Source organism: Amaricoccus tamworthensis, assembly GCF_049800875.1.
Lineage (GTDB): Bacteria > Pseudomonadota > Alphaproteobacteria > Rhodobacterales > Rhodobacteraceae > Amaricoccus > Amaricoccus tamworthensis.
The window spans coordinates 1-22,245 of record NZ_JBNAFV010000009.1; the positions used below are offsets into that span (position 1 = coordinate 1).

Consider the following 22,245-nt stretch of genomic DNA (forward strand, 5'->3'; position numbering starts at 1 on the left):
TCGAACTTGCGACAACCCGCGCGGGCACTATGATTCGCGTAAGGTATTCATGAGGACCATATGACCCCTGCCCCGTTTCCGGAAGTAAATCTGGACAAACTGGACATCCTCGCGGACCGTGCCAGCACCGTCATGGAACGCCTGCGCGACCGGGTTTATTCCCCCGGAGTTCAGAAACGTCTCGAACTGACCTTCAACGTCAAAACCGCCGCCAACATGATCGGCCGCTCCGAGAAGCTGATCCGCGACGCCGAAGCCGACGGACGCCTCCCGGAACCGGAAAAGGACCCGGTCACCGGCCGTCGCAACGGCTACAACCTTACCCAGATCAACAACATGCGGCACGTATTCGGCACCCTTCCGTTCCGGGACGACAGCGACGAGGCCATGGTTCTCGCCGTCCAGAACTTCAAGGGCGGCGTCGGCAAATCCACGGTCGTCTGTCACCTCGCCCAGTATTTCGCACTGCGCGGCTACCGGGTCTGCATCGTCGACTGCGACAGCCAGGCATCAACCACCTCCATCTTCGGCCTCAACCCGGATGTGGACGTGGATGAGGACGAGGACACGCTCTACCCGTTCTTCCGCCACGGCGGCCCGACCAGCCTCAACTACGCTTTGCGCGCCACCTACTGGCCCGGGATCGCGCTGATCCCCGCCAACCTCGGCCTCTATGACGCCGAGTACGAATTCGCCGCCCGCATGGTCCGCGAGGACAGTTTCGTCCTCGACCGCCTGCGCATGGGCATCGAGAGCATCAAGGACCGTTTCGACATCATCCTGCTCGATCCACCGCCCGCGCTTGGAATGATTTCCCTGTCGGTTCTGCGCGCCGCTAACGCTCTGCTGATCCCGGCGCCACCGAACAATATCGACTTCGGCTCAACCGCGCACTTCCTCAAAATGATGTCGGCCACACTCGGTGAGCTGGCCGAGGCCGGTGGCGAGCGTTCCTATGCCTTCGTCAAAATCCTGGCCACCAAAATGAACGACAACAAGTCCGCTCATGTAGCCATCAAGCGCATGATGGACGCCGTATTCCCGGAAGACATGATGCAATCCGTCCTAAAGGACAGCGCCGAAATCGACAACGCCACCGCCAATCTGCAAACCGTCTACGAGATCACCGGCCCATCCACGCGCAGCGATACCCACAAACGCTGCCGGGCTTATCTCGACGCGGTCGGCCGCGAGGTCGAAATCCTTGTGCGCAAGACCTGGCCCAGTCACCATACCGATCTGAGAAAGGAAGGTATCCTGTGAGCAAACGTCACGACGCCGTATTCGATGCCGTGTTGAGCGGCCTTGGCGACACCCGCGAAAAACGCTCCGCCAAAGACGGCTCCGGCACCCGGTTTCTCAAACGCGGGACCGCCATCAGCGAACGCATGTCCGGCGAGCTGGAGGAGAAAACCCTGCACTGGGTCGACCCGGCCGAATGCCGTATGTGGGACCGCCACAACCGCGACTACGACCTTCTGACCGAGGACAACTGCCGTGAGCTGATCGACGGGATCCGGTCGCAGGGGCGGCAGGAATTTCCCGCCATCGTGCGCCGTCTCAACGATGACGGCCCGCATGCCTACGAGGTCATCTGCGGCGCCCGGCGGCACTTCGCCGTCTCCTGGCTCCGTCGCAACAACTACCCGCAGTTCCGCTACCTGGTCGACGTGCGCGACATGTCCGACGAGGAGGCGTTTCGCCTCGCGGATATCGAGAACCGCGACCGGGAGGACATCTCCGATTACGAGCGCGCCATCGATTACGCCAAGGCCATAAAGCTCTATTACGACGGCAAACAGAAGACCATGGCGCAGCGGCTCGAGGTCAGTGAAACCTGGCTCTCGCGCTACCTCGGCCTGGCGAAGCTGCCCGCTGAGATCGTCGATGCGTTTCACCTGAAAACCGACATCCGCGAGTTGCACGCACGCACCCTGAACCAGATCATCCTGAAGCCCGCCGACCGCAAAAAGGTCTTCGCCGAGGCCGCACGTCTGCGCGAGCTTCAGGAGGGCGCGAGGGCAGGGCGCGAGGCGCCGGTCGACCCGGTCAGGGTGGTCTCAATCCTCAAAGCCGCGGTGACCGCAAAACCTGCCGCGAGGCCCGCTGCGAAGAAGTTCGCGGCCAAATCCGGGGACGCGGTTATCACCGCCAAAACCCGGGGCAGGGCGGTCGTCCTTGAGTTTCCCGGCAGCGCCAGCCGCGAGGATCTTGAATCCGCGTTCCAGGCTTTTCTTAATGACCGGTTCAAATAGATTGCCAATTGGCAAGAAACACGATTTACTGTTTAAAAGCAAATATTTAAGTGAAATACGGGGTGTGTCAAAACCATGCTGTTCCTCGGAGACGTCGCCCACCCATTTAAAACACCGCCTGACTGGGCCGCGCTCCAGTCTCTCGCGGCGTCGGACGGCACCGTTCTCAACCTTGAGGGGCCTCTGACGGATACCACGGACCATCTGAACAGCCGCGTTCTCTTCAACCACACATCCGTTCTGCCGACCCTGAAATCCATCAATACCAAAGTCGCGGCACTCGCCAACAACCACATCCACGACCTGCCAAACGGCGTCGCAAACACCCAGGATATCCTTGCCCGCGAGGGCATCCCAACCGTCGGGGCAGGGGCAAACCTCACCGACGCCTCCGCACCGCTCCACGTTTGCCACCAGGGCCATGACTGGATCTTCCTCAACGCCGGCTGGTGCACAATCCGGTGCACTCCTGCCGGCCGCAACACACCCGGCACCTGCCCGCTCGATCCACGCGCACTGGTCGCCCGCATCACCGGGTTGCGGGCCCAAAACCCTCGCGCCGTGATTGTCCCCATGCTGCACTGGAACTACGAACTGGAACCCCATCCCCAGCCCGCGCATCGTCGTCTCGCCTTCGCAATGATCGAGGCCGGTGCGGACCTCATCATTGGCCACCATCCCCATTGCGTCGGCGGTTTCGAGTATCACCTCGGCCGCCTGATCGCCTGGAGCCTCGGCAACTGGTGGCTGCCCCAGGGCGTGTTCTTCGACGGTCGCCTCAGTTACCCCGACGACACCCTGAACCAGGTCGCCCTCGAATGGCACCTCGACGCCCCCGCGCGCCTCCACCGCTTCGCGTATGAGCGTGAGCAACACACCATCCGTGCCACGGGCTCCGAGACCCTCTCTCCAACCGCCGACATGACCGCCCACGCCCCCTATGCCGGAGCGAGCCATGCCGACTACCTCGACTGGTTCCGCGCCAACCGCCAAAAGAAAAAACTCCTGCCGATCTACACCGACCCCGATGCCCGCGTCGCAAACCTCTGCCGCGACCGTTGGACCTCCCTGCGCCATCACCTTCTCATGGGCTTCAAAAAAGTCCGGCGCGACATCTAGGGCAGGGGAGCCCCGGCCAAAAGCCCGGGGAGATTTAAATGCTGGAATTTATCGCAACAGGCATCTAATGTTTCCAAATGGAAAATTTGAAAAATTTGTAAAGCGTCTCATGATTTCACGAAATTCCCTTTTTTCCCCGGCCCGGAAACCGCCCTGCGAAGGCGAAGACACCTGATGGCTGCGAAGAAATCCTATCGTACGATGGAGGAGTTTGCCGCCGCCTGTGGCGTGTCCCGGCCCACACTTGCCAAGTACTTCGCCGACCCTCTGAACGTGAAGGAATCCACCCGTAACCGGATTGAGGCGGTTCTCAAAAAATCCGATTTTGAGCCCAACTCCTTCGCCCGCCACCTCAACAGCAAACGGGTCCGCAATATCGGGATCATCATCCCGACCATGTACGACCCGTTCTTCAGCAAGTTCCTCGCCCGCATTGAACTCAACCTGCGCGACCAGGGCTTCTGGCCGATCCAGATCTCCTGCCACACCCTCCCCGAACTGGAGGAGGAAGCGGTGCGCAGCATGCTGGAATTCAAGGTCCAGGGCGTCATCGTCTCACCGCTCGGGGCCACCTCCAAGCCCGGCGTGTTCGATCGCCTGCGCGACTCCGTTCCCATGGTCAGCTTCGACGTGTCGCTGGGGGACGACGTGCCTTTCGTGGGCAATGACCACACCCAGAGTGTTACGGCGATGGTGCAGTATCTCTGCCGCTCCGGCGAGCCGCCCATCCTGCTCGAAAGCACACACCTCACCGACAACGCCCAGATCCGCCAGAACGGTTACCGCGCCGCCATGTGCAGCGAGGGTGTGGAGCCGATGGTCATCGACTGCAACCTGCCACGGTCCTGGGATTTTGAGCGGCTGGGCTATGACCGCATGAAACTGCTTCTGGCGGAAAAGGGCGGCCTTCCAGGTCGCACGCTGCTCTGTGCCAATGACCGGTTTGCCTTCGGTGTCATGGCCGCCGCCGGTGAGGCCGGGCTCAAGGTGGGCCGCGATCCCGGGGCCGACATCCGTGTCGCCGGGCACGATGACCATCCCATGAGCCGCTACATCTGGCCACCGCTCACCACCATGGCGCAGGACACGGACGAGATCGCCGACCGCACCGTGCAACTCCTTATGAAGCGCATGGATGACGCCGCGCTTGGCCGCGAAACACCGCCCCAGCGGATCATCATCGATTCCAAACTGATGATGCGTCAGTCCGCCTGATCCGCGGCCTCCAGCCACGCCCAGGCACTGCACAGCCATTTGAGCGCCTCAGAAGCCTCAGGAATGCGCCTGTCCATGGAGACGAACCCGTGGATCTGTCCGGGCCATGTGCGTGTTACGGCGCGACTCTCGCGCTCCAGTCGCGCCGCATAGGCCGCTCCCTCGTCATGCAGGATGTCATGCCCCGCCAAAACCACCGCAGCCGGTGCCACCTCGTCCAGCGACTTCGCGCGCAGCGGTGACGCCCTCCAGTCGTCAAACTGCTCCGGCCCGTGCAGGTAATGATCCCGAAACCATGCCATCTCCGCAGCCGAGAGCCCAAACCCATGACCATACCTCCGGAAACTGTCTGCTGTCTGGCCCTGATCCGTATTCGGATAAATCAGCAGCTGCGCCGCAAGCGGAGGCACGTCCCCGTCCCGCGCCATCAGAGCCAGCACCGCCGCCAGGTTCCCGCCCGCACTGTCGCCGCCAACTGCAATACGCTGCTGGTCAACACCAAATTCCCGCGCGGCCCCCGCGATATGGCGCAGGACCGCCGCACAGTCATTCAGCCCGGCAGGGAAGGGGGCTTCCGGCGACAGCCCGTAATCGGGCGCAATGACCACCGCCTTGGCCAGATTGGCAATCTGCCGACAGATCCCCTCATGGGACTCCGGCGACCCGAACAGCCACCCGCCGCCATGCAGGTACATCAGCGCGGGCGCACCGCTGGAAGGCGCACCAATGCCGCGCCATCCCATTACCTGGACCTCACCCACCGTGATCTCGAACCGCGCCGCAACGGCCACATGCGGGCTTTGATCCGCCGCGTAGCCCTCCGCGAACCGTCGGCGCGCCTCCACCGCCGACAGGTCGGTCAGCGGCGGCAGCCCGACCTCCGCCATCCGCGCCAGATGGGCAGCGGCGGATGCGTCCAGCCCGCTCATTGCAGCAGTGCTTTCGCGTCTTCTTCCGTCAGCGCCTCAGGCTGACAGTCCACCGGTGCCACATCCACCGCCCGTCCGGTGCCACCGGCTGTCAGAACCGCTTCCAGCACCTCCAGAACATGCAGCGCCAGCCCGGCCGAGGCCCTTGGCCGTGTCCCCTCGCGCAAAGCCCGCGCCATGTCGGCGAGCCCCACCATCCGGTAATTCGCCCGGTCCGGGTTGACCGTAGGCCAGTTAAACCCGCCAAACGTGAACCGCGCGGTGTCGGTGTCCTCCCACGGCGCACCAGCCCGCGACAGGCCAATCACACCGCTGAAATTGTCCGGATCGGGCAGACGCAGGGAGCCCTCCGTGCCGTGCAGTTCAATCGGTGGCGGCGTATGCCGGAACACGTCCCAGGACGCCCCAAAAGTCACCTTCGCCCCACAGGCAAATTCCAGCAGGGACAGTACGCTGGTCGGCGTTTCCACCGGAAATGTTGTTCCCTGTTTCGGCCCCTGCGCCGTGATCAGCCGCTCGGTCTGACCACTGGTCGACACCGCATGCACCCGCGAGACCGGCCCCATCAGGTTGACCATCATCGTCAGGTAATACGGCCCCATATCCAGAACCGGGCCACCACCCGGTTGGTAATAGAACGACGGGTCGGGATGCCAGTGCTCCATGCCACGGCCCATCATGAACGCCGTGCCGATCACCGGCCTGCCGATCGCGCCTTCCTCAATCAGTCGCCGCGCGGTCCGACCCGCGGCCCCCATGAACGTATCCGGCGCGGAGCCCACCGTCAGACCGCGTTTGTTGGCCTCCGCCAAGATGGCCCGTCCGCCGGCGGCGGTGTCACTCAGCGGCTTCTCCGTGAAGACATGCTTGTTCTCCGCGAGCGCCCGCATGGTCACGTCGAAATGCGCGGCCGGCACGGTCAGGTTCAAAACCAGGTCGACCCCCGGCGCGGCGAGCAGGTCATCGACCTCCATCGCCGTAACCCCAAATTCCGCGGCCCGTTTTGAGGCGGTGGTGGGGTTGAGATCTGCACACGCGACCACCTCCACCCCGATGAAGAGTGCCGCATTACGCATATAGGCCTCGGAGATGCTGCCGCACCCGACCACGCCGATGCGAAGCCTGTCACCTGATGTCCCGGTCATGGTTCTGGACCGTCCCCCCGTTGTTATTGTGAACCGGAACTTTCAATTCCGGTTCTTAAAAATTGACTGTATGGAATAAATAATCTTACATTATGTAAAATTGCAAAGTGTTTATGCCGGCCCCGAACAATGGAGGGCCGCCGCACGGGAGGATCAGTCATGAACGAACGCAGCCTGAAATACGGATGTCAGACCTTTACCTGGGAAATGCTCGGCGACGCCTGGACCGGCACCGCCGACGATCTTGTGCAGGCTATCGCCGATGCGGGCTATCAGGGTATTGAGATCACCGATACCATGATCGGTGACTACGCCTCACGCCCGGCAGACTTTGCCAAACGCCTGGACGATGCGGGTCTGTCGCTCGTCTCCTTCGCCTACGGCTCCGACGGTGGATTCACCGAGCCCGACCAGGCCGAAGCCGACCTGGAGGCCTGCCGCCGCTGGGCCGGATTTGCCGCGCATTTCCCCGGCGCCCTGATCTCCATGGGCTCCGCCACCGTCATGTCCCCCGGCGACCGCTCCGCGAAATTTAACGTTGCGGCAGACATCTACAACCGCTCAACCGAACTGGGCAAAAGCCTTGGCGTCACCGTCGCTCTGCACCCCTCATCCCATCACAATACGCTTCTCTTCGACCGAAATGACTACGACCAGATCTTCGCACGTCTCGACGGCGGGGTAGGGTGGGTGCCTGATACCGGCCACATCCTGCGCGGCAACCAGGACATCATGGACGTGATGGCCACCTACGCCGACCGCATTCGCTATGTTCACCTGAAGGACGTGGACGCGTCCGGCGACTGGGCCATGCTCTGCGACGGTGTCTGCGACGTAAACGCGGTCATTAACTCCGCCCTGACCGCCCCCAACTTCAACGGATGGATCGTGGTCGAGGAGGAATCGGAGGAGGCGGGCAAAGACCCCTCCGCCGCCGTGAAAACCAACTTTGGGCGCATGATGGCCCTGCGTTCCGTGGAAGCCTGACGCCTAGGCGAACAGCACGTCGATATTCCGGTCCCGAAGCCGCTTGCGAATCGGTGCCGGAAGCCCGCTGTCGGTAATCACCAGATCCACCCGTGACAGCGGAAAAGCCTTCGACGGTCCGCCCACGTCCCACTTTGTGGAATCCACCACCAGAACCACCCGCCGCGCCATCTGCATCAGGTTGCGTTTGCTCCGGGCCACATCCTCGCTCTGGTCCACAATGTCAAAGGAGGAATCGATTGCATGGGCCGCCATGAACACCTGATGCGCCAAAAGCCCGTCCATCTGCTGCGGCCCGACCAGGGTGCTGACCGTGCTCGCATCCACCCGCCCCCCCAGCATGTGAACATCGAGCCCTGGTCGGTCCATCAGCATCTGCGCGATGTTCATGGCCGGGGTTGCCACCATCACGTGGCGCAGTTGCGGCATGTGCATGGCGATGTGCATCGTGGTCGAGCCGCTGTCGAAAATCACCGACTGGCTGTTCACCAGCTGCTGCGCCGCCATCCGCCCGATCCGGTGTTTCGCATCGGCATTGGACTGCATGCGCCTGTCAAACGCCGCATCGGGCGCGCTCTGGGGCAGGGCAATTGCACCGCCATGGGTTTTCTTCAGCAGCTCGCGGTCGTCCAGATTGTCCAGGTCTGTGCGAATCGTTACTTCCGATACCCCGAACCGTTCCGAAAGCTCCCGCGTCCGGACCTGTCCCGCACTGCGCAGCAGATCGACAATCTGCTGACGTCTTTCCTCTGCAAACATGATCGCCTCCGTCGCCTCCCGATTTGGAATTTTTGTGATTGTTCCCAAGCCAGCGCCCAAACTAATCAGTTTCGAAAGAAAACAAAAGATATCTTTTCGTTTGGCTTTCGTTTAGCCAGTTTTCATCTGACCAACACAGCTTTTGGAGAAAGCCAGAATAATGACCCTAGGAACCCAGGTCCGACTGTCCCGCCTGTTCTCGCACCCGTCCGGAAACCTGTTCGGCGGTGCCGTTGACCACTTCGTGGGATATGGCGACGTGCGGAAGGGTGGTCTCGCCGACCTGCCGGGCGCGCTTGACCGTGTCATGGCCGGCGAGCCCGACTATGTGAGCATTCAGCCCGGCGCAGCGCGTCACCTCTGGCCGAAGTATGTCGGCAAGGCCTCCCTGGTCATTCAGGCCGGCTGCTTCACACCGGACGACCGCATCAGCCAACTGATTGCCACCCCCGAGGATGCCGTCCGTGCCGGGGCCGATGCCCTGGCCGTCGCCATCCCGGTCCGCGGCAACACGGAAGGCCAATACATCCGTTGGCTGACCGATTCCGTGAATGCCGCCGCCCGCTACGGCATGCCGGTGATCGCCCATGTTTATCCCCGCATCTTCACCAACGGCCCCGAGATCGTCTTCACGCCCGAGGAGATCGCCTACGCCGTTCGTATCGGCTACGAGAGCGGTGTGGACGTGGTCAAGGTAGGTTACACCGGTGACTTCGACAGCTTCCAGGAAACCGTCGCCACCTGTCCCATCCCGCTCGTCATCGCCGGTGGCCCGAAAACCGACACGCTGCTGGGCGCATTACAGCAGACCTCCGACGCGATGCGCGCCGGTGCACGTGGAGCCGTGGTCGGCCGCAACCTTTGGGGGCACGGCGATCCGACCAAAGCGGCCCTGGCTTTCAAGGGCGTCATCCACGATGGCCTGAGCGGCGAGGATGCCCTGGCCCGCGCGGGCGCCTGACCGGTGAGCGGGACGATGGACATCCTGGGTTTCGGCGCCATCTCAATGGATCACGTGATCTATGTCGATCAGCCCCTGTCCTCGGGCAAGGGGCGGGTGACCCGCCGGATCACGGCCCATGGCGGCAACGTGGCGACCGCGCTTGTCACCGCCGCCCGCCTTGGCGCGTCGGCCGGGTTCGTCGGCTGGCTCAATTCCGACACCAAACAGGATCCATCCTCCCGCGACCTGCTTGCGAATGGCGTGGACATCTCTCACGCCCCCAAACACCCCGACGCCACCGCCGTCCAGTCGACCATTACGGTCGCACCGGATGGCGAACGCTTCATCGCCTATGACGACGACGTCATGACCGGCACCACTCCGGACCTGTCTGATGATCTGTTGCGGGCCGCGAGTGTGCTGCTCATCGACGGCTATGCGGTGTCCTCCCTCGATGTCGTGGCTCGCGCGAGCCACCTTGGCCTGCCCATTGTCGCGGATATCGAATGGACCGCGCCTTCCGGCACCGACCGCCTGCTCGATCTGGCCGATCACCTTGTCCTGCCCATGGGCTATGCCCGCCAGCACACCGGCTGCGATACGCCTGCCGAAATCGCCAGCGCGTTTTGGACCTCCGACCGTACCGCGGTCGTCCTGACGGATGGGGAGGCCGGATCTTTCGTTCTTCGGCGCGGGCACACCGACTGTGAGCACATCCCGGCTTTCAAAACGCCGGTCATCGACACCACTGGGGCGGGAGACTGTTTCCACGGTGCCTATGCCGTTGCCCTGTCAGAGGGCCGCGACATTCTGGACTGCGTCAGATTCGCCTCCGCCTCCGCCGCGCTCTCCGTCACGGGCCGCGGCGGGCGCGAGGCTCTGCCGACACGCGACGCCGTCGAGCGCCTGATGGCGGAAAAACCGAACGTTTCGTCCAGATAAAAATTACAATACGTAAAATAAAACTTTTCCCACTGTAAAAATGACTCTAGTATGACTGCAACGGAAAAGACTGCCAGGAAGTCGACCCCCATCACATCCGACTCGTGATGGCAGAAGGTCCGGCCCAGGCGAACCGAAAGAGGGGAGGGGAAGATGGCCAACGTCGTTCTCAGGGATATCTGCAAAACCTTCGGGAGCTTTCAGGCGATCAACAACCTGAATCTCGACATTGAGGATGGAGAGTTTCTGATCCTAGTCGGCCCCTCCGGATGCGGCAAGTCAACCGCCCTGCGCATGATCGCGGGCCTGGAGGATGTCTCCAGTGGCAGCATGACCATTGGCGGCGTGGATGTCATCGACATGACACCCAAGGAACGCGACATCGCCATGGTGTTCCAGAGTTACGCGCTCTACCCCCACATGACCGTGGCCGAAAACATCGGCTTCTCCATGCGCCTGTCCGGCTGGAAAAAACCCGACCGCGACGCCCGCGTGGCCGAGATCGCCAAAATCCTGCAACTGACCCCCCATCTTGACAGCCGCCCCGCCAATCTCTCCGGCGGCCAGCGACAGAGGGTCGCAATGGGTCGCGCCATGGTGCGCGAGCCGTCCGCCTTCCTGATGGATGAGCCGCTGTCGAACCTGGACGCCAAACTCCGCGTTCAGATGCGCGCCGAAATCGCCAGCCTCCAGCGGCAGCTTGGCGTGACCACCATCTACGTCACCCATGACCAGACCGAAGCCATGACCATGGGCGACCGCGTCGCGGTGATGAAGGGCGGTGTCCTGCAACAGGTCGACGCCCCCAAACGCCTCTACGAACACCCCGCAAACGCCTTCGTCGCCGGCTTCATCGGCTCGCCCTCCATGAACCTCTACGAGGCCGAACTGCGCGGCGGCGCTCTGCACCTCTCCGGCTTCCAGATCCCCCTGGGCGAGGTCGCCCCCGACCGCATGGCACGGCTTCAGGCGTATGAGGGCGACAAAATCGTCTTCGGCATCCGCCCTGAGGATCTCTACGACAGCACGCTTGAATCAGGCCGAAAACTCCCGACCATCCCGGCCCAGGTTTTCAACATCGAGGAACTGGGCTCCGAAATCATGCTCCACTTCAGCATCGACGCGATCCCGGTCGATTCCGGCGATCCCGATGCGGTGGAGGACCTCAGCGGCTCCTCAAACGGTGTCGCCCGGTTTGAACCGCGCAGCAGCGTCACCCACGGCATGTCCATCGACATGGGCATCGACGTCAGCCGCCTGCACTTCTTTGACCCCCGCACCCACGAGGCTGTGTAACGGCGGGCGGGACGACATTTCCCGGCTGGTTTTCGACGCAGCGAATCGTCGTTTGCAGCGTAAATCACCGGGTTTCGACTGGTTTCGGATGGCCGCATCGGACGATAGCGCCAGCCGCCGGAAACACCGTGCCAAAACAACGTGGAGGCTATCGGAATACGTATGAAATTCAGACACTTGACTGTCAAACTTTTACAGAATGTAAAAATAAATTGCTGTTTGTGACAACTTATTATTGACAGAAAGCGGCAAAGAGAACCTACTTGACCAACGCAGCCGAAAAACCGGCGCGACACCTTGACGGGAGGAACCGAAATGAAACTTCAAAAAACAATGGTGGCCCTGAAATCCGCTACCGCAATCACTCTCTTGAGCGCAACCGGTGCCATGGCCGACGTGAGCCTGGAGTTCACGCAATGGTGGGAGCCCGAGCTGCCCGAAAACGCGCTCCGCTCCATCGTCGATGATTTCCAGGCCGCCAACCCCGGCATCACCGTCACCCTCAACAGCGGCCCCTACGCCACGACCCGGGATCAGATCGCCATTGGTGCCGCCACCGGCACACTGAGCGACATCGTCGGTCTCGACGGCGCATGGGTAAATGACCTCAGCAAACAGAACGCCATCGCGGACATGGGCCCGCTGATGGACGCCGCAGAATTCGACCGTGACCAGGTGGCTGACATCATCGAGGTCGACGGCAGGAGCGTCATGTTCCCCCTGGCTTCCTTCGTCTATCCGATCTTCATCAACACGGATATGGCGGCCGAGGTTGGCATCACGGAAATGCCGTCCACCCGCGCAGAATTCCTGGAAGCCGCGCAGAAGATGACCAACGCGGACGAAAACCGCTACGGCTGGACCTTGCCGCTCTCGCTCCAGTCCCCCAGCGGCGTACAGAACGACGTCCTCTCCTGGGTCTGGGCCTCCGGCGAAAGCATGATGGACGGCGGCACGCCCAACCTTGAGGGCGAGGCGGTCATCGCCGCACTCGACTACATCAAGTCCATGGACGAGGCCGGCGTCATCGCACCGGGCATCTCCTCCAAGACCGAGCAGGAAAAAGTCGAGGAGTTCGTCAACGGCCGCGTCGGCATGATGGTCGACACCCTCGCCCACGTGAACCTCATCCGCGACCGAAACCCCGACCTGAACTTCGAGATCACGGCCATCCCGGTCGTAGAGGGTTACGACGGCGCCCGCGGTCTGCCCTACGCCTCCTGGGGCATCGGCATCTCCGAGAGCACCGAGCATAAGGAAGAGGCCTGGAAGTTCGTCGAGTACATGATGTCCGAGGAGGTCAACGCCCGCCTCGTCTCCATCGCCAACGCCTTCCCCGGCAACGTCAACGCGAAGCCTGACTTCGTGACCTCCGACCCGGCCTTCGGCAAGGCGTTTGAGATCTTCCAGGAAGGCTACCTCGCCAATGAGTTCACCGGCCTTCCGGTCGCTGTAGACCTGATGCGCCAGTTCAGCGTCGAGATCCAGAAGATGCTCGATGGTCAGCAGTCCCCGGCCGAGGCCGCCGCTGCTGCCCAGGCAAGCTGGATGCAGGAATTCGAACAGTAAGATCCGTCCTCCCAGCGGACCCGGAGGGCGGCACCGGAAAATCCGGCGTCGCCCTCCAACCCCCTCATCCAAGCCCAGGAAAGACCGGCATCCCGCGCGGATCGCCGCATTGACCAACCACGGAGCGGCCAGGCCTTGTCACTGACCCAAACAGCCCCCAGACGCGTTTCCCGCAAAATGACGCGGTCACTGATACCCTATGTCTATCTGTCTCCGGCGCTGATTTTCCTGGCCCTGCTGATGATGGTCCCGATGATCTCGGTGATCCTCTACTCCTTTCAGGAAAGCGCGATCCTGCGCCCCGACACCACCTTCGCGGGCCTCAAACACTATGCCGCGGTTCTGGGTGATCCCATCTTCTGGGCCTCCCTCTGGCACACCGCCTACTTCACCGCCATGAGCGTCGTCTTCCACATGAGCATCGGCCTCGCGTTTGCGCTCATGCTCAACAGCGACCGCATCAATCCAAAACTGCGCAGCGTCCTGCGCGTGCTCTATATCCTGCCCTGGCTCTTCACCGCCGTAATCATCGCCGTGATCTGGCGACTGATCCTTGAACCCAACGGCGTGGTGAACAGTCTGCTGATGACGCTCAACATCATCGACACCAAAATCGAATGGTTCTCGAATCCGGCCACGGCACTGCACGCGGTCACCGCGGCCAATATCTGGGCGGGCTATCCGCTCTTCATGGTCAGCCTGCTTGCCGGCCTCCAGGGCATCCCCCGCGATCTCTATGAGGCCGCCGACATTGACGGCGCCAACGGCATCCAGAAACTCGCCTTCATCACCATCCCGCAGCTCATGCCGATCATCATCAGCATTTCCCTGCTCGATTTCATCTGGACCATGCATGTCTTCCCGCTGATCTGGATGACCACCGGTGGCGGTCCGATCTATGCCACCGAGGTTCTCAGCACCTATACGTATAAACTTGCCTTCGCACAGTTCGACATGTCCCAGGCGGCGGCAAGCTCGGTGCTCATCCTGATCATCTCGCTCTGCTTCACCTTCTTCTACATCCGACACCAGAAAGCACGGTAACCCCCATGCGACGATCCAAACGCAGAAAAGAGAGACTGCTGACGCTGGGCCTTTATGCCGGTCTTCTGGGCGGTCTCCTGTTTGCCACCTTCCCGATCTTCTGGATGCTGAGCAGTTCGTTCAAATCCAACACCGAGATCTTCGCTCTGCCGCCGACCGTGCTGCCGAAGATGTTCACGGTCGAGGCCTACATTGCGATTTTCACCGACGGCCAAAAGCTGCGCTACTTCTTCAACAGCTACCTGGTCGCTTTCGCCGTAACCGGCCTGACCGTCTTCATCGCACTGCTCTCCGCCTATGCCTTCAGCCGGTTCCGTTTCATCGGCAAGAACAGCCTTAACACCATCATCATCAGCACCCAGACCATTCCGCCCATCACGCTTTTGATCCCGTTCTTCGGGATGGTCGTGAGTTACGGCCTCTTCGACACCTACTGGGCATTGATCCTGACCTATATGGTCTTCACGCTGCCCTATGCGATCCTGCTGATGACCGGCTACCTCAACACGCTGCCCCGCGACCTCGACGAGGCCGTGGCGGTGGACGGCGGCTCAAGCTGGACGGCCCTCTGGCGTGTTATCGTGCCGGTCTCGCTGCCGGGCATCGTGGCCACCTCAGTCTATACCTTCCTGCTCTGCTGGAACGAGTTCCTCTTCGCCCTGACCCTGACCAAATCATCCGACATGCGCACCGTGCCAATCGGGATCCAGATGCTGATGGGCCAGCACGCGTTTGAATGGAACGAGATGATGGCCATGAGCGTGTTGGGCTCCGTGCCGCTGATGCTGGTCTATCTCTTCGCACAAAAATACTTCCTGGCCGGCATGACCGCCGGGGCCGTCAAATAAACAGAACATTCCGGGGGAACACATGAACGGACTGGACAGAGGCGCAATTCTCGTCACGGGCGCCAGCGGCGGCATTGGCGGGGCTACCGTGCGACAGCTTCGCGCGGCGGGCGCGGATGTCATCGCCAATGGCCGCAATGAGGAGGCCCTGGCCGAACTGGCGAAGGACACCGGCTGCCGCACGCTGCCTTTCGACCTCGAATCCGAGGACAGCATCCGCGACGCTCTCGAAGGTCTCGACCTCTACGGTGTCGTGAACTGCGGCGGCTTCGGCGGTGAGATCGCGACCCCAATGGAGACCGACATTTCCGTCTTTGACAGGGTCATCTCCATCAACGCCCGCGGCGCGCTTCTCGTCACCAAATACGCCTCGCAGTCCATGATCCGTCTGGGGAGGGGAGGGGCCATCGTCAACGTCTCCAGCCAGGCCTCGCTCGTGGGTCTGAAGGGGCATATCTCCTATGGCTCAAGCAAGGCCGCACTCGACAACATCACCCGCGTTTCCGCGCTCGAACTCGGCCCCCATAACATCAGGGTCAACAGCGTCAATCCGACGGTCGTTATGACACCAATGTCCGCCTGGTACTGGGGCCGCCCGGAGATCCAGGGCCCGTTCCTCGAGACCATGCCATTAGGTCGCTGGGCCACCGAGGACGAAATCGCTGCCCCCATCGTGTTCCTGCTCTCCGACGGCGCCTCCATGATCTCCGGCGTCACCCTCCCCATCGACGGTGGTTTCACCGCGGTCTGATCGTAAGGCTTTTCGCACCGCCCCATCGGCCTTCCCGGCGTGTCGGCACGACACGCCATGCCCGACTTTCCCCACGGGAGGGCATACCCGACGACATGAACTGAACGATGGCATCCAGGCTTTTGAAAGTACGCCTCAGCCAACCGGCCCGAAGCCCACCCAAAGTCGGTCATGGCGCGTCCCGCCTCGCGTTGTGCCCTCTAATCCTCCAACCCCGTCAAAAAATCCAGGTCACACCCCCGGTCCGCCTGCTCAACCGTCGTGGCAAACAGCCGCGCGTACCCCCGCACGGGCGTCGCGGGCGCAACCCACTCCGCCCGCCGCCGCTCCAACTCCTCCGCATCTACGAGCAGATCCAGCCTGCGCTCATCCAGCTCCAGTCTGATCCGGTCGCCATCGCGCACCAGCGCCAGCGGTCCACCCACGGCCGCCTCCGGCGCCGCGTGCAGAACAACCGCGCCATAGGCCGTTCCCGACATTCGCGCGTCCGAAATCCGCACCATGTCCCGAACACCCGTCGCGGCCAGCTTCTTCGGGATCGGGATCAACCCCGCTTCCGGCATCCCCGGTGCGCCCACCGGCCCGGCATTGCGCAGCACCAGAACATGCGCCTCCGTCACCGCGAGGTCCGGATCGTCGATGCGCGCATGCAGGTCCTCCAGACTGTCAAACACCAGTGCCGGCCCCTCATGTGAGCGCAGCGCCGGGGTCATTGCCGCCTGTTTGATCACCGCACCATCCGGCACCAGGCTGCCCCGAACCACGGCAATCGCGCTGCCCTCCGTCACCGGATTGGCAATGTCCCGAATAACCTCCCCGTCGCGCCACTTCGGCCAGGCGTCCAGAACCTCACCCCAGCTCCGACCGTCCGCCGTGGCGGTGTCCACATCAAACAGCCCCTCCCGCGCCAGTTCGCGCAACAGAGCGGGCAAACCACCGGCCGCATGGAAATCCTGCATATAAACCCGCCCAACCGGTTTCAGATCCGCCAGGATCGGCACCTGTTCGCCCAGCCGGTCCAGCTCATCGAGCGACAGGCGTATTCCGGCCCGCCCGGCAATCGCGGCCAGATGGATCGGCACATTCGTCGACCCCGCCAAAGCCTGCAGCGTCACACAGGCATTTCGCACCGTGGCCTCCGTCACCAGATCGGCAGGGCAGGGACCCCCGGCCAGCGCCATCTCAACCGCCCGCCGTCCTGAGGCCTCCGCATGTCGCCAGCGCTCCGAATGCACCGCCGGAATGCTCGACCCGCCGGGCAGCATGAAGCCCAGCACCTCCGCCACACAGGCCATGGAACTCGCTGTCCCCATCACCATGCAGGTCCCGTGCGAGGCCATCAGCTGCGACTGCGCCACCTCCAGGTCCTCCGCATCCATTGCACCCGCCCGGTGCTCGCCCCAGAGCCTGCGGCAATCCGTACAGGCGCCAAGCCTTTCGCCCTCCCGCGACCCGGTCAGCATCGGACCCACGGCCACGGACAGGGTCGGCACGTTCGCACTGATCGCCCCCATCAGCTGCGCCGGTATGGTCTTGTCGCACCCCCCGATCAGCACCGCCGCATCCATCGGCAGCGCCTTGAGCATCTCCTCCGTGTCCATCGACATCAGGTTGCGTAGAAACATCGAGGTGGGATGCGAAAAACTCTCATGGAGCGAGATCGTGGGAAACACCATCGGCAGCCCGCCCGCCATGGTCACACCGCGCGAAATCGCCTCGATCAGTTGCGGGGCCGTGGCATGGCACGGATTGAAATCCGACCCGGTGTCACAGATCGCCACAACCGGCTTCTCCAGCGCCTCCGGCCCGTAGCCTTTCGCCTTCAGAAACGCGTCGCGTAGAAACCGCGCAAACCCCCGGTCGCCATATTCGGTCAGCCGCCCGTCCAGACCCTTGCCCGCGCGCCCGGTCATGACAAAATACCGGCATGACAATGACTTACCGCGCAGCATAAACAATTATGCTGCGCAGCATTTCGCGCAGCCAAACCGCAGCTCACAACAACCACCATCCCCGTCCACTCCCGTCCGTTTCCCGGAGCGTGTCGGGATTACCCGGTTGTGTCAACAAGACCAGAGCAGAGTCCGCGACCAGCCCGAATCCGTAAAACCGCATCTCGATGCCGCGCCACCTCGCGCAGCTGCGTCAGACCGGTCTGCGCCATCTGCGTGTCGAGCTCCGTGCGGATCATCGCGATGACCGCATCCACGCCCTTCTCACCCGCCGCAGCCAGGCCATAGGCATAGGCCCGGCCGAGCAGAACACCATTCGCCCCCAGCGCCAGCGCCTTGTAAACATCACTGCCCCGGCGGAACCCGCCATCGATCAGGATCTCGGTACTGCCACCCACGGCCTCAACAATATCGGGCAGGGCATCAATGGTGGACCGGCTCTGGTCCAGCTGCCGCCCGCCATGGTTGGAAATCACCACGCCATCGGCCCCATGGGCCACGCAGGACTTGGCGTCCTCCGCTTCGGTCAGACCCTTGATGATCAGCTTGCGCGGCCAGCGTTCCCGGATCCAGTCCACATCCTCCCAGGTCATTGAGGCATCAACCTTTGAGGCAATGCTCACGGCCTGTTCCAGAGCGTTCCGGCCCATTTCCGGCCGGCTGTCCAGATTGCCAATGCGCGGCACCGCACCTTTGCGCAGAATGCGCGCGCACCACCCCGGCCGCTGTGCCAGAGCAAAAGCCAGCTTCGGCGTAACACCCGTCAGCGACCGGAACCCGTTCCGAATGTCCTTTTCGCGGATCCCATGCACCGGCGTGTCCACGGTCAAAACCAGGGCCTCAACATCCGCGTCAATCGCGGCCTGGATCATCTCCGTGGCCAGTTCCCGGTCCGTCAGGACATAAAGCTGAAACCACAGCGCCCCGTCGGTCTTCTCCCGCAACCGTTTGAGCGAGGTTATCCCAAAGGTCGACAGACAGTAGGGCAGGCCATTGGCATGCGCGGCCCGGGCCGCCGCAATCTCGCCATCCGCCTCGAACAGCCCGCTGAACCCCACCGGTCCCAGGGCCAGCGGCATGGACCGCTCCTTCCCCAGCAAGGGCCCCGCCAGGCTCCGCTCCGACACATCGCGCAGCACCCTCTGCCGCAACTCAATCCGCTGAAAATCGGAGATGTTGCGCCGCGCCGTTTCCTCGCTGAAGGCCGCGCCGTCGATATACTCAAAAAAAACCCGCGGCAGGCGGCGCGCCGCCCGTGCGCGGACATCGTCCATGTTTGCAAACATGCTGGTTCCGTCAGATCCCTGAATCCAAAAGCCCGGTCCTCCCTGACCGGGCCGCTGCTGAATTTGGAGCAGGTTGTGGGGGTGGCGTCAACCCTTGCAAATTCACTGTCAACCAGCCAACATGTCAGTGAAAAAATTTTACCGGAGTCCCCAATGCTGACCAGTCCCGCCGATACTTCCGCAGCCGTTCACTGTCCGAATGCGCATCTTTTTGGCGTGTCCGCCGCGATGGTGACGCCGTTCGCTGCGGATGGCTCCGTGGATCTGGAACGCCTCGTTGCCCTGGCTCGCGACATCGTGGCCGGTGGCGCACAGGGCGTGACCCTGTTCGGCACCACGGGCGAGGGGGCCTCCATCGGACCCTCCGAGCGCCGCGCCATGCTGGAGGCTGTTGTCGGACGCGCGGTTGAGCCCTCCCAGGTCACGGTCTGCATCGCGGCCTCCGACATGGAAACCGCAGTCGCCCAGGCCCGGGAAGCATTCGGGTTTGGCGTGCGCCGCCTGCTGCTGGCGCCGCCATACTATTTCAAGGGTGTCGATGACGACGCGCTTTTCGCCTGGGTCTCGGACTTCATCCGCCTGACCGCCGACGCCGCGCCGCAGATTATCATCTACCACATCCCCCAGGTCACCGGCATCCGCTTCGACGCCGCCATAATCCGCCTGTTGAAACAGGCTTTCCCGGAGGAAATCTTCGGTGTGAAGGACAGCGAGGGCAGCTGGGACCACGCCCAGGAAATGCTCGCCATTGACGGTCTTGCCGTCCTGATCGGAGATGAGCGTCTGCTCGCCCGTGCTGCGCCGCTCGGTGGCGCCGGGGCGATCAGCGGCATGGCCAACCTGCTGCCCGCCCGCATCTCGGCTCTCGTCCATCAGGGCCAACAGGACCCCGCACTGGATGATCTCGTCACCGACATTATCACCGTGCCGGTGACACCACTCATCAAGGCGCTGGTGGGGGCCACGCGCAATGACGACGGCTGGCACGCCACGCGCCCGCCGCTCACTCCGGCCAACGCGGCTATTGTCGAGGCGCTGCAGGGTCGGGTAAATCTGTTGAAAGCCTGAGACAGGGCAGGGGGAGACAACATGACGCTGCGCGACCAGGCCTACGACACCTTCACCGAACAGCTGCTCAACCGCGAGATATCGCTGGGCCAGTTCGTGTCGCAAAGGGAACTGGTCAAGCTGACCGGAATGCCGCTCGGAGCCATCCGTGAGATGATCCCCCGCCTTGAGGCCGACGGCCTGATCCGCCCGGTCCCCAACCGCGGCCTTCAGATCATGCAGGCCGACCTGGGCATTATCCGCAACGCGTTCCAGCTCCGCTCGGTGCTGGAGCGGGAGGCCGTGCGCACCTTCGTCACCGTGGCTTCCGACGCGGAACTGGCCGAGCTGCGCGAGCGCCACCTGGCCATCCGGGCCGAGGCCGCCGGGGGCGTGACCCCTGAACTGCTCGCCCGCGCCCAGCAGATGGACTGGAACATGCATGACCGCATGATCGACGCGCTCGGCAACGACCTGATCTCGTCAATCTATCGTACCAATTCCATCAAGATCCGCCTGATCCGCAATGAGGACACACGGATGCTGCCCGAACTGGTGGTCTCGGTGATGGACGAACATCTCGCCCTTATCGATGCGCTGGAAACCCGCGACCCCGATAAAGCCGAGGCCGCCCTGAACGCCCATCTCGACAGTGCCATCCAGCGTGTGGTGCGGATCTAGGCCGCGCCTCAGCCCAGGATCTGTTCCGACACCAGGCGCTGCAGTTTGCGGCCATCCGGGTCCAGCCCGGTTTTCAGCTTCGTGAAACCCTCGGACCAGGCCGATGTCCGGATGCGCAGCGGCGGCTCCTCCGCCTCCATCACCCGCATCACGACCTCCGCCACCTGATCCGCGGTCTGGTAGGCGTCGCCACCCTGACGGTTCCGCGACCCGGCCACATATTTCTGCAGGATCGGCAGATACTCATCCTCCAGCATCCCGCCGGTTTCCTCGATCTGGCTCAGGACGGTGTTGGCAAATTCCGACGCGATCCCGCCGGGCTCCACGGCCGTAAACTCAATGCCAAAGGCCGGCGTGATGTAGCTCGCCATCGATTCCGTCAGTCCTTCGACCGCGAACTTGGCCCCGCAATAGACCTCGTTGAACGGCTGCCCGACCAGCCCGCCAACCGAGCTGATATTGATGACATGACCCGAACGCGCCTTGCGCATATGCGGCATGACCGCTTTCGTGCAGCGCACAACACCCATGTAGTTGATGTCGAGAATGCGCTGAACATCCGCCTCGTCAGCCTGCTCCAGGCTGCGGGCGTAGCCCATCCCGGCATTGTTGATCAGAACGTCAATCCGCCCCTCGCGATCCACCACCGCGTCCACCGCCTGGGTGACCGAGGCCGTGTCCTGCACGTCAAGCTGCACCACCTCCATTGACACGCCCGCGGCCTCCGCGGCCTCATCGAGCTGCCCGCGTTTGGCCAGGTTGCGCATGGTGGCGTAAACCCTGTGCCCGGCCCGTGCCGCCTGGACCGCGATCGCGATGCCGAGCCCCGTGGAGGTCCCGGTGACGAGAATTACCTTGTTCATTCCATATACCTTTTAGTGATTTTTGATCGACAGCCAGACCCGGTCAAAGGTCGCCGCAACAACGTCATCAGTGATGGGACGCCCCGAGATCACGGCACCGCGCGCAAGCTGCATCGCCGGTGCCACCAGAAGCAGGGAAAGCATACCCGTATCGAGCGGTGCCAGCGTTCCGTCATCCACCCCGCGCCGCAGAAGGGCCGCAATATCCGCGGCAAACCCGTCCGCAATGGCCTGCTGTTCCGGCAGCAGGATCTTCGCGGCGCTGCCATAGTCGAGAAACAGGAAATCCCGCGGCCGTTCGCGCACGAAGTCAAACATGTCGAACCACATGTGCCGCACCATTCTGGCCGTATCGGCCTCGTCCCGGTGGCGCGTGACGGTCTCGTGAAACTCGGTTTTGAGCTGAAGGTAGACCTGCCGCAGCATGTCGTCCTTGTTCTCAAAATGCACATAGACCGTCCCCGCCGAGACCTTTGCCCGCTTCACAATCCCCGCAACATTCACCGCCGCCATGCCGTTCTCCACCGCCTCCGCGACCAGAGCGTCCTGCAGCTTCTTTCTCGTTTTGTCCTTGCTGGTCCGTGGCATGGCTCTTTCCGTCTCTGACAGCGTCC

The 22,245-nt window shown here is 62.7% G+C and carries 21 protein-coding genes; 14 read left to right on the forward strand and 7 right to left on the reverse strand.

What is annotated here, in order from left to right; genetic code table 11:
* Positions 1–60 precede the first annotated feature (60 nt).
* From ACP15P_RS14190 to ACP15P_RS14205, 4 genes are all read left to right on the forward strand, one after another.
* Entirely contained in the window at positions 61–1,263 is a 1,203-nt protein-coding gene (locus tag ACP15P_RS14190) for an AAA family ATPase (RefSeq protein WP_424929132.1), read from the forward strand.
* On the forward strand, positions 1,260–2,255 hold the full coding sequence (locus tag ACP15P_RS14195) for a ParB/RepB/Spo0J family partition protein (RefSeq protein ID WP_424929133.1): 996 nt from the start codon (positions 1,260–1,262) through the stop codon (positions 2,253–2,255). Before ACP15P_RS14190 ends, ACP15P_RS14195 begins: the two co-directional genes overlap by 4 nt.
* Before the next feature lie 75 nt (positions 2,256–2,330).
* Complete coding sequence (locus ACP15P_RS14200) at positions 2,331–3,374, forward strand: CapA family protein (protein WP_424929134.1); 1,044 nt, start codon at positions 2,331–2,333, stop codon at positions 3,372–3,374.
* A gap of 174 nt (positions 3,375–3,548) precedes the next feature.
* Positions 3,549–4,589: a LacI family DNA-binding transcriptional regulator gene (locus ACP15P_RS14205; RefSeq protein ID WP_424929135.1), complete on the forward strand. Its 1,041-nt coding sequence runs from the start codon at positions 3,549–3,551 to the stop codon at positions 4,587–4,589.
* Here ACP15P_RS14205 and ACP15P_RS14210 read toward each other — a convergent pair.
* Both ACP15P_RS14210 and ACP15P_RS14215 read right to left on the reverse strand, forming a co-directional pair.
* Positions 4,577–5,518, reverse strand: coding sequence for an alpha/beta hydrolase (locus tag ACP15P_RS14210; protein ID WP_424929136.1), 942 nt, complete (start codon positions 5,516–5,518; stop codon positions 4,577–4,579). The two genes, ACP15P_RS14205 and ACP15P_RS14210, sit on opposite strands and share 13 nt — an antisense overlap.
* Positions 5,515–6,663: a Gfo/Idh/MocA family protein gene (locus tag ACP15P_RS14215; protein ID WP_424929137.1), complete on the reverse strand. Its 1,149-nt coding sequence runs from the start codon at positions 6,661–6,663 to the stop codon at positions 5,515–5,517. Before ACP15P_RS14215 ends, ACP15P_RS14210 begins: the two co-directional genes overlap by 4 nt.
* Before the next feature lie 159 nt (positions 6,664–6,822).
* On the opposite strand from ACP15P_RS14215, the gene ACP15P_RS14220 reads away from it, so the two are divergent.
* Entirely contained in the window at positions 6,823–7,650 is an 828-nt protein-coding gene (locus ACP15P_RS14220; protein WP_424929138.1) for a sugar phosphate isomerase/epimerase family protein, read from the forward strand.
* Positions 7,651–7,653: 3 nt separating this feature from the next.
* On the opposite strand, the gene ACP15P_RS14225 is transcribed toward ACP15P_RS14220, so the two are convergent.
* On the reverse strand, positions 7,654–8,409 hold the full coding sequence (locus tag ACP15P_RS14225) for a DeoR/GlpR family DNA-binding transcription regulator (RefSeq protein WP_424929139.1): 756 nt from the start codon (positions 8,407–8,409) through the stop codon (positions 7,654–7,656).
* A gap of 160 nt (positions 8,410–8,569) precedes the next feature.
* Between ACP15P_RS14225 and ACP15P_RS14230 the strand changes: the two genes are divergently transcribed.
* The 7 genes from ACP15P_RS14230 (at position 8,570) to ACP15P_RS14260 (ending at position 15,802) form a co-directional block, all read left to right on the forward strand.
* The gene (locus tag ACP15P_RS14230) at positions 8,570–9,370 is read left to right on the forward strand and encodes a beta/alpha barrel domain-containing protein (protein ID WP_424929140.1); all 801 of its coding nucleotides are present in this window, start codon (positions 8,570–8,572) and stop codon (positions 9,368–9,370) included.
* A gap of 15 nt (positions 9,371–9,385) precedes the next feature.
* On the forward strand, positions 9,386–10,294 hold the full coding sequence (locus ACP15P_RS14235) for a PfkB family carbohydrate kinase (RefSeq protein ID WP_424929141.1): 909 nt from the start codon (positions 9,386–9,388) through the stop codon (positions 10,292–10,294).
* Positions 10,295–10,447: 153 nt separating this feature from the next.
* On the forward strand, positions 10,448–11,590 hold the full coding sequence (locus ACP15P_RS14240; RefSeq protein ID WP_424929142.1) for an ABC transporter ATP-binding protein: 1,143 nt from the start codon (positions 10,448–10,450) through the stop codon (positions 11,588–11,590).
* Positions 11,591–11,905: 315 nt separating this feature from the next.
* Positions 11,906–13,159 (forward strand): ABC transporter substrate-binding protein, encoded by a 1,254-nt coding sequence (locus ACP15P_RS14245; protein ID WP_424929143.1) that lies wholly within the window; start codon positions 11,906–11,908, stop codon positions 13,157–13,159.
* A gap of 177 nt (positions 13,160–13,336) precedes the next feature.
* On the forward strand, positions 13,337–14,203 hold the full coding sequence (locus tag ACP15P_RS14250; protein WP_424929144.1) for a carbohydrate ABC transporter permease: 867 nt from the start codon (positions 13,337–13,339) through the stop codon (positions 14,201–14,203).
* Positions 14,204–14,208: 5 nt separating this feature from the next.
* Positions 14,209–15,051 (forward strand): carbohydrate ABC transporter permease, encoded by an 843-nt coding sequence (locus ACP15P_RS14255; RefSeq protein ID WP_424929145.1) that lies wholly within the window; start codon positions 14,209–14,211, stop codon positions 15,049–15,051.
* A 22-nt stretch (positions 15,052–15,073) separates the two neighbouring features.
* On the forward strand, positions 15,074–15,802 hold the full coding sequence (locus tag ACP15P_RS14260) for an SDR family oxidoreductase (RefSeq protein WP_424929146.1): 729 nt from the start codon (positions 15,074–15,076) through the stop codon (positions 15,800–15,802).
* 200 nt (positions 15,803–16,002) lie between these two features.
* Here the strand turns inward: ACP15P_RS14260 and ACP15P_RS14265 are convergent, their stop codons facing one another.
* Both ACP15P_RS14265 and ACP15P_RS14270 read right to left on the reverse strand, forming a co-directional pair.
* A complete protein-coding gene (locus ACP15P_RS14265; RefSeq protein WP_424929147.1) occupies positions 16,003–17,715 on the reverse strand; it encodes a dihydroxy-acid dehydratase in 1,713 nt (570 codons plus the stop codon).
* A 137-nt stretch (positions 17,716–17,852) separates the two neighbouring features.
* Positions 17,853–19,040, reverse strand: coding sequence for an alpha-hydroxy acid oxidase (locus ACP15P_RS14270; RefSeq protein WP_424929148.1), 1,188 nt, complete (start codon positions 19,038–19,040; stop codon positions 17,853–17,855).
* A 153-nt stretch (positions 19,041–19,193) separates the two neighbouring features.
* Here ACP15P_RS14270 and ACP15P_RS14275 point away from each other — a divergent pair, with 153 nt between their 5' ends.
* Positions 19,194–20,108: a dihydrodipicolinate synthase family protein gene (locus ACP15P_RS14275; RefSeq protein WP_424929149.1), complete on the forward strand. Its 915-nt coding sequence runs from the start codon at positions 19,194–19,196 to the stop codon at positions 20,106–20,108.
* 21 nt (positions 20,109–20,129) lie between these two features.
* Positions 20,130–20,768: a GntR family transcriptional regulator gene (locus ACP15P_RS14280; protein WP_424929150.1), complete on the forward strand. Its 639-nt coding sequence runs from the start codon at positions 20,130–20,132 to the stop codon at positions 20,766–20,768.
* Between the two features lie 8 nt (positions 20,769–20,776).
* Here the strand turns inward: ACP15P_RS14280 and ACP15P_RS14285 are convergent, their stop codons facing one another.
* Complete coding sequence (locus tag ACP15P_RS14285; protein ID WP_424929151.1) at positions 20,777–21,631, reverse strand: SDR family oxidoreductase; 855 nt, start codon at positions 21,629–21,631, stop codon at positions 20,777–20,779.
* Between the two features lie 12 nt (positions 21,632–21,643).
* Positions 21,644–22,219, reverse strand: a complete 576-nt coding sequence (locus ACP15P_RS14290) for a TetR/AcrR family transcriptional regulator (RefSeq protein WP_424929152.1) — start codon at positions 22,217–22,219, stop codon at positions 21,644–21,646.
* Positions 22,220–22,245 lie beyond the last annotated feature (26 nt).

Bases quoted from the DNA above. Each gene is read 5' to 3' on its own strand.
- ACP15P_RS14270 (WP_424929148.1), bottom strand. From the start codon at position 19,040: ATGTTTGCAAACATGGACGATGTCCGCGCACGGGCGGCGCGCCGCCTG.
- ACP15P_RS14190 (WP_424929132.1), top strand. From the start codon at position 61: ATGACCCCTGCCCCGTTTCCGGAAGTAAATCTGGACAAACTGGACATC.
- ACP15P_RS14285 (WP_424929151.1), bottom strand. From the start codon at position 21,631: ATGAACAAGGTAATTCTCGTCACCGGGACCTCCACGGGGCTCGGCATC.
- ACP15P_RS14235 (WP_424929141.1), top strand. From the start codon at position 9,386: ATGGACATCCTGGGTTTCGGCGCCATCTCAATGGATCACGTGATCTAT.
- ACP15P_RS14205 (WP_424929135.1), top strand. From the start codon at position 3,549: ATGGCTGCGAAGAAATCCTATCGTACGATGGAGGAGTTTGCCGCCGCC.
- ACP15P_RS14265 (WP_424929147.1), bottom strand. From the start codon at position 17,715: ATGACCGGGCGCGCGGGCAAGGGTCTGGACGGGCGGCTGACCGAATAT.
- ACP15P_RS14245 (WP_424929143.1), top strand. From the start codon at position 11,906: ATGAAACTTCAAAAAACAATGGTGGCCCTGAAATCCGCTACCGCAATC.
- ACP15P_RS14260 (WP_424929146.1), top strand. From the start codon at position 15,074: ATGAACGGACTGGACAGAGGCGCAATTCTCGTCACGGGCGCCAGCGGC.
- ACP15P_RS14210 (WP_424929136.1), bottom strand. From the start codon at position 5,518: ATGAGCGGGCTGGACGCATCCGCCGCTGCCCATCTGGCGCGGATGGCG.
- ACP15P_RS14275 (WP_424929149.1), top strand. From the start codon at position 19,194: ATGCTGACCAGTCCCGCCGATACTTCCGCAGCCGTTCACTGTCCGAAT.
- ACP15P_RS14215 (WP_424929137.1), bottom strand. From the start codon at position 6,663: ATGACCGGGACATCAGGTGACAGGCTTCGCATCGGCGTGGTCGGGTGC.
- ACP15P_RS14220 (WP_424929138.1), top strand. From the start codon at position 6,823: ATGAACGAACGCAGCCTGAAATACGGATGTCAGACCTTTACCTGGGAA.
- ACP15P_RS14230 (WP_424929140.1), top strand. From the start codon at position 8,570: ATGACCCTAGGAACCCAGGTCCGACTGTCCCGCCTGTTCTCGCACCCG.
- ACP15P_RS14225 (WP_424929139.1), bottom strand. From the start codon at position 8,409: ATGTTTGCAGAGGAAAGACGTCAGCAGATTGTCGATCTGCTGCGCAGT.
- ACP15P_RS14200 (WP_424929134.1), top strand. From the start codon at position 2,331: ATGCTGTTCCTCGGAGACGTCGCCCACCCATTTAAAACACCGCCTGAC.
- ACP15P_RS14250 (WP_424929144.1), top strand. From the start codon at position 13,337: ATGACGCGGTCACTGATACCCTATGTCTATCTGTCTCCGGCGCTGATT.
- ACP15P_RS14240 (WP_424929142.1), top strand. From the start codon at position 10,448: ATGGCCAACGTCGTTCTCAGGGATATCTGCAAAACCTTCGGGAGCTTT.
- ACP15P_RS14255 (WP_424929145.1), top strand. From the start codon at position 14,209: ATGCGACGATCCAAACGCAGAAAAGAGAGACTGCTGACGCTGGGCCTT.
- ACP15P_RS14290 (WP_424929152.1), bottom strand. From the start codon at position 22,219: ATGCCACGGACCAGCAAGGACAAAACGAGAAAGAAGCTGCAGGACGCT.
- ACP15P_RS14280 (WP_424929150.1), top strand. From the start codon at position 20,130: ATGACGCTGCGCGACCAGGCCTACGACACCTTCACCGAACAGCTGCTC.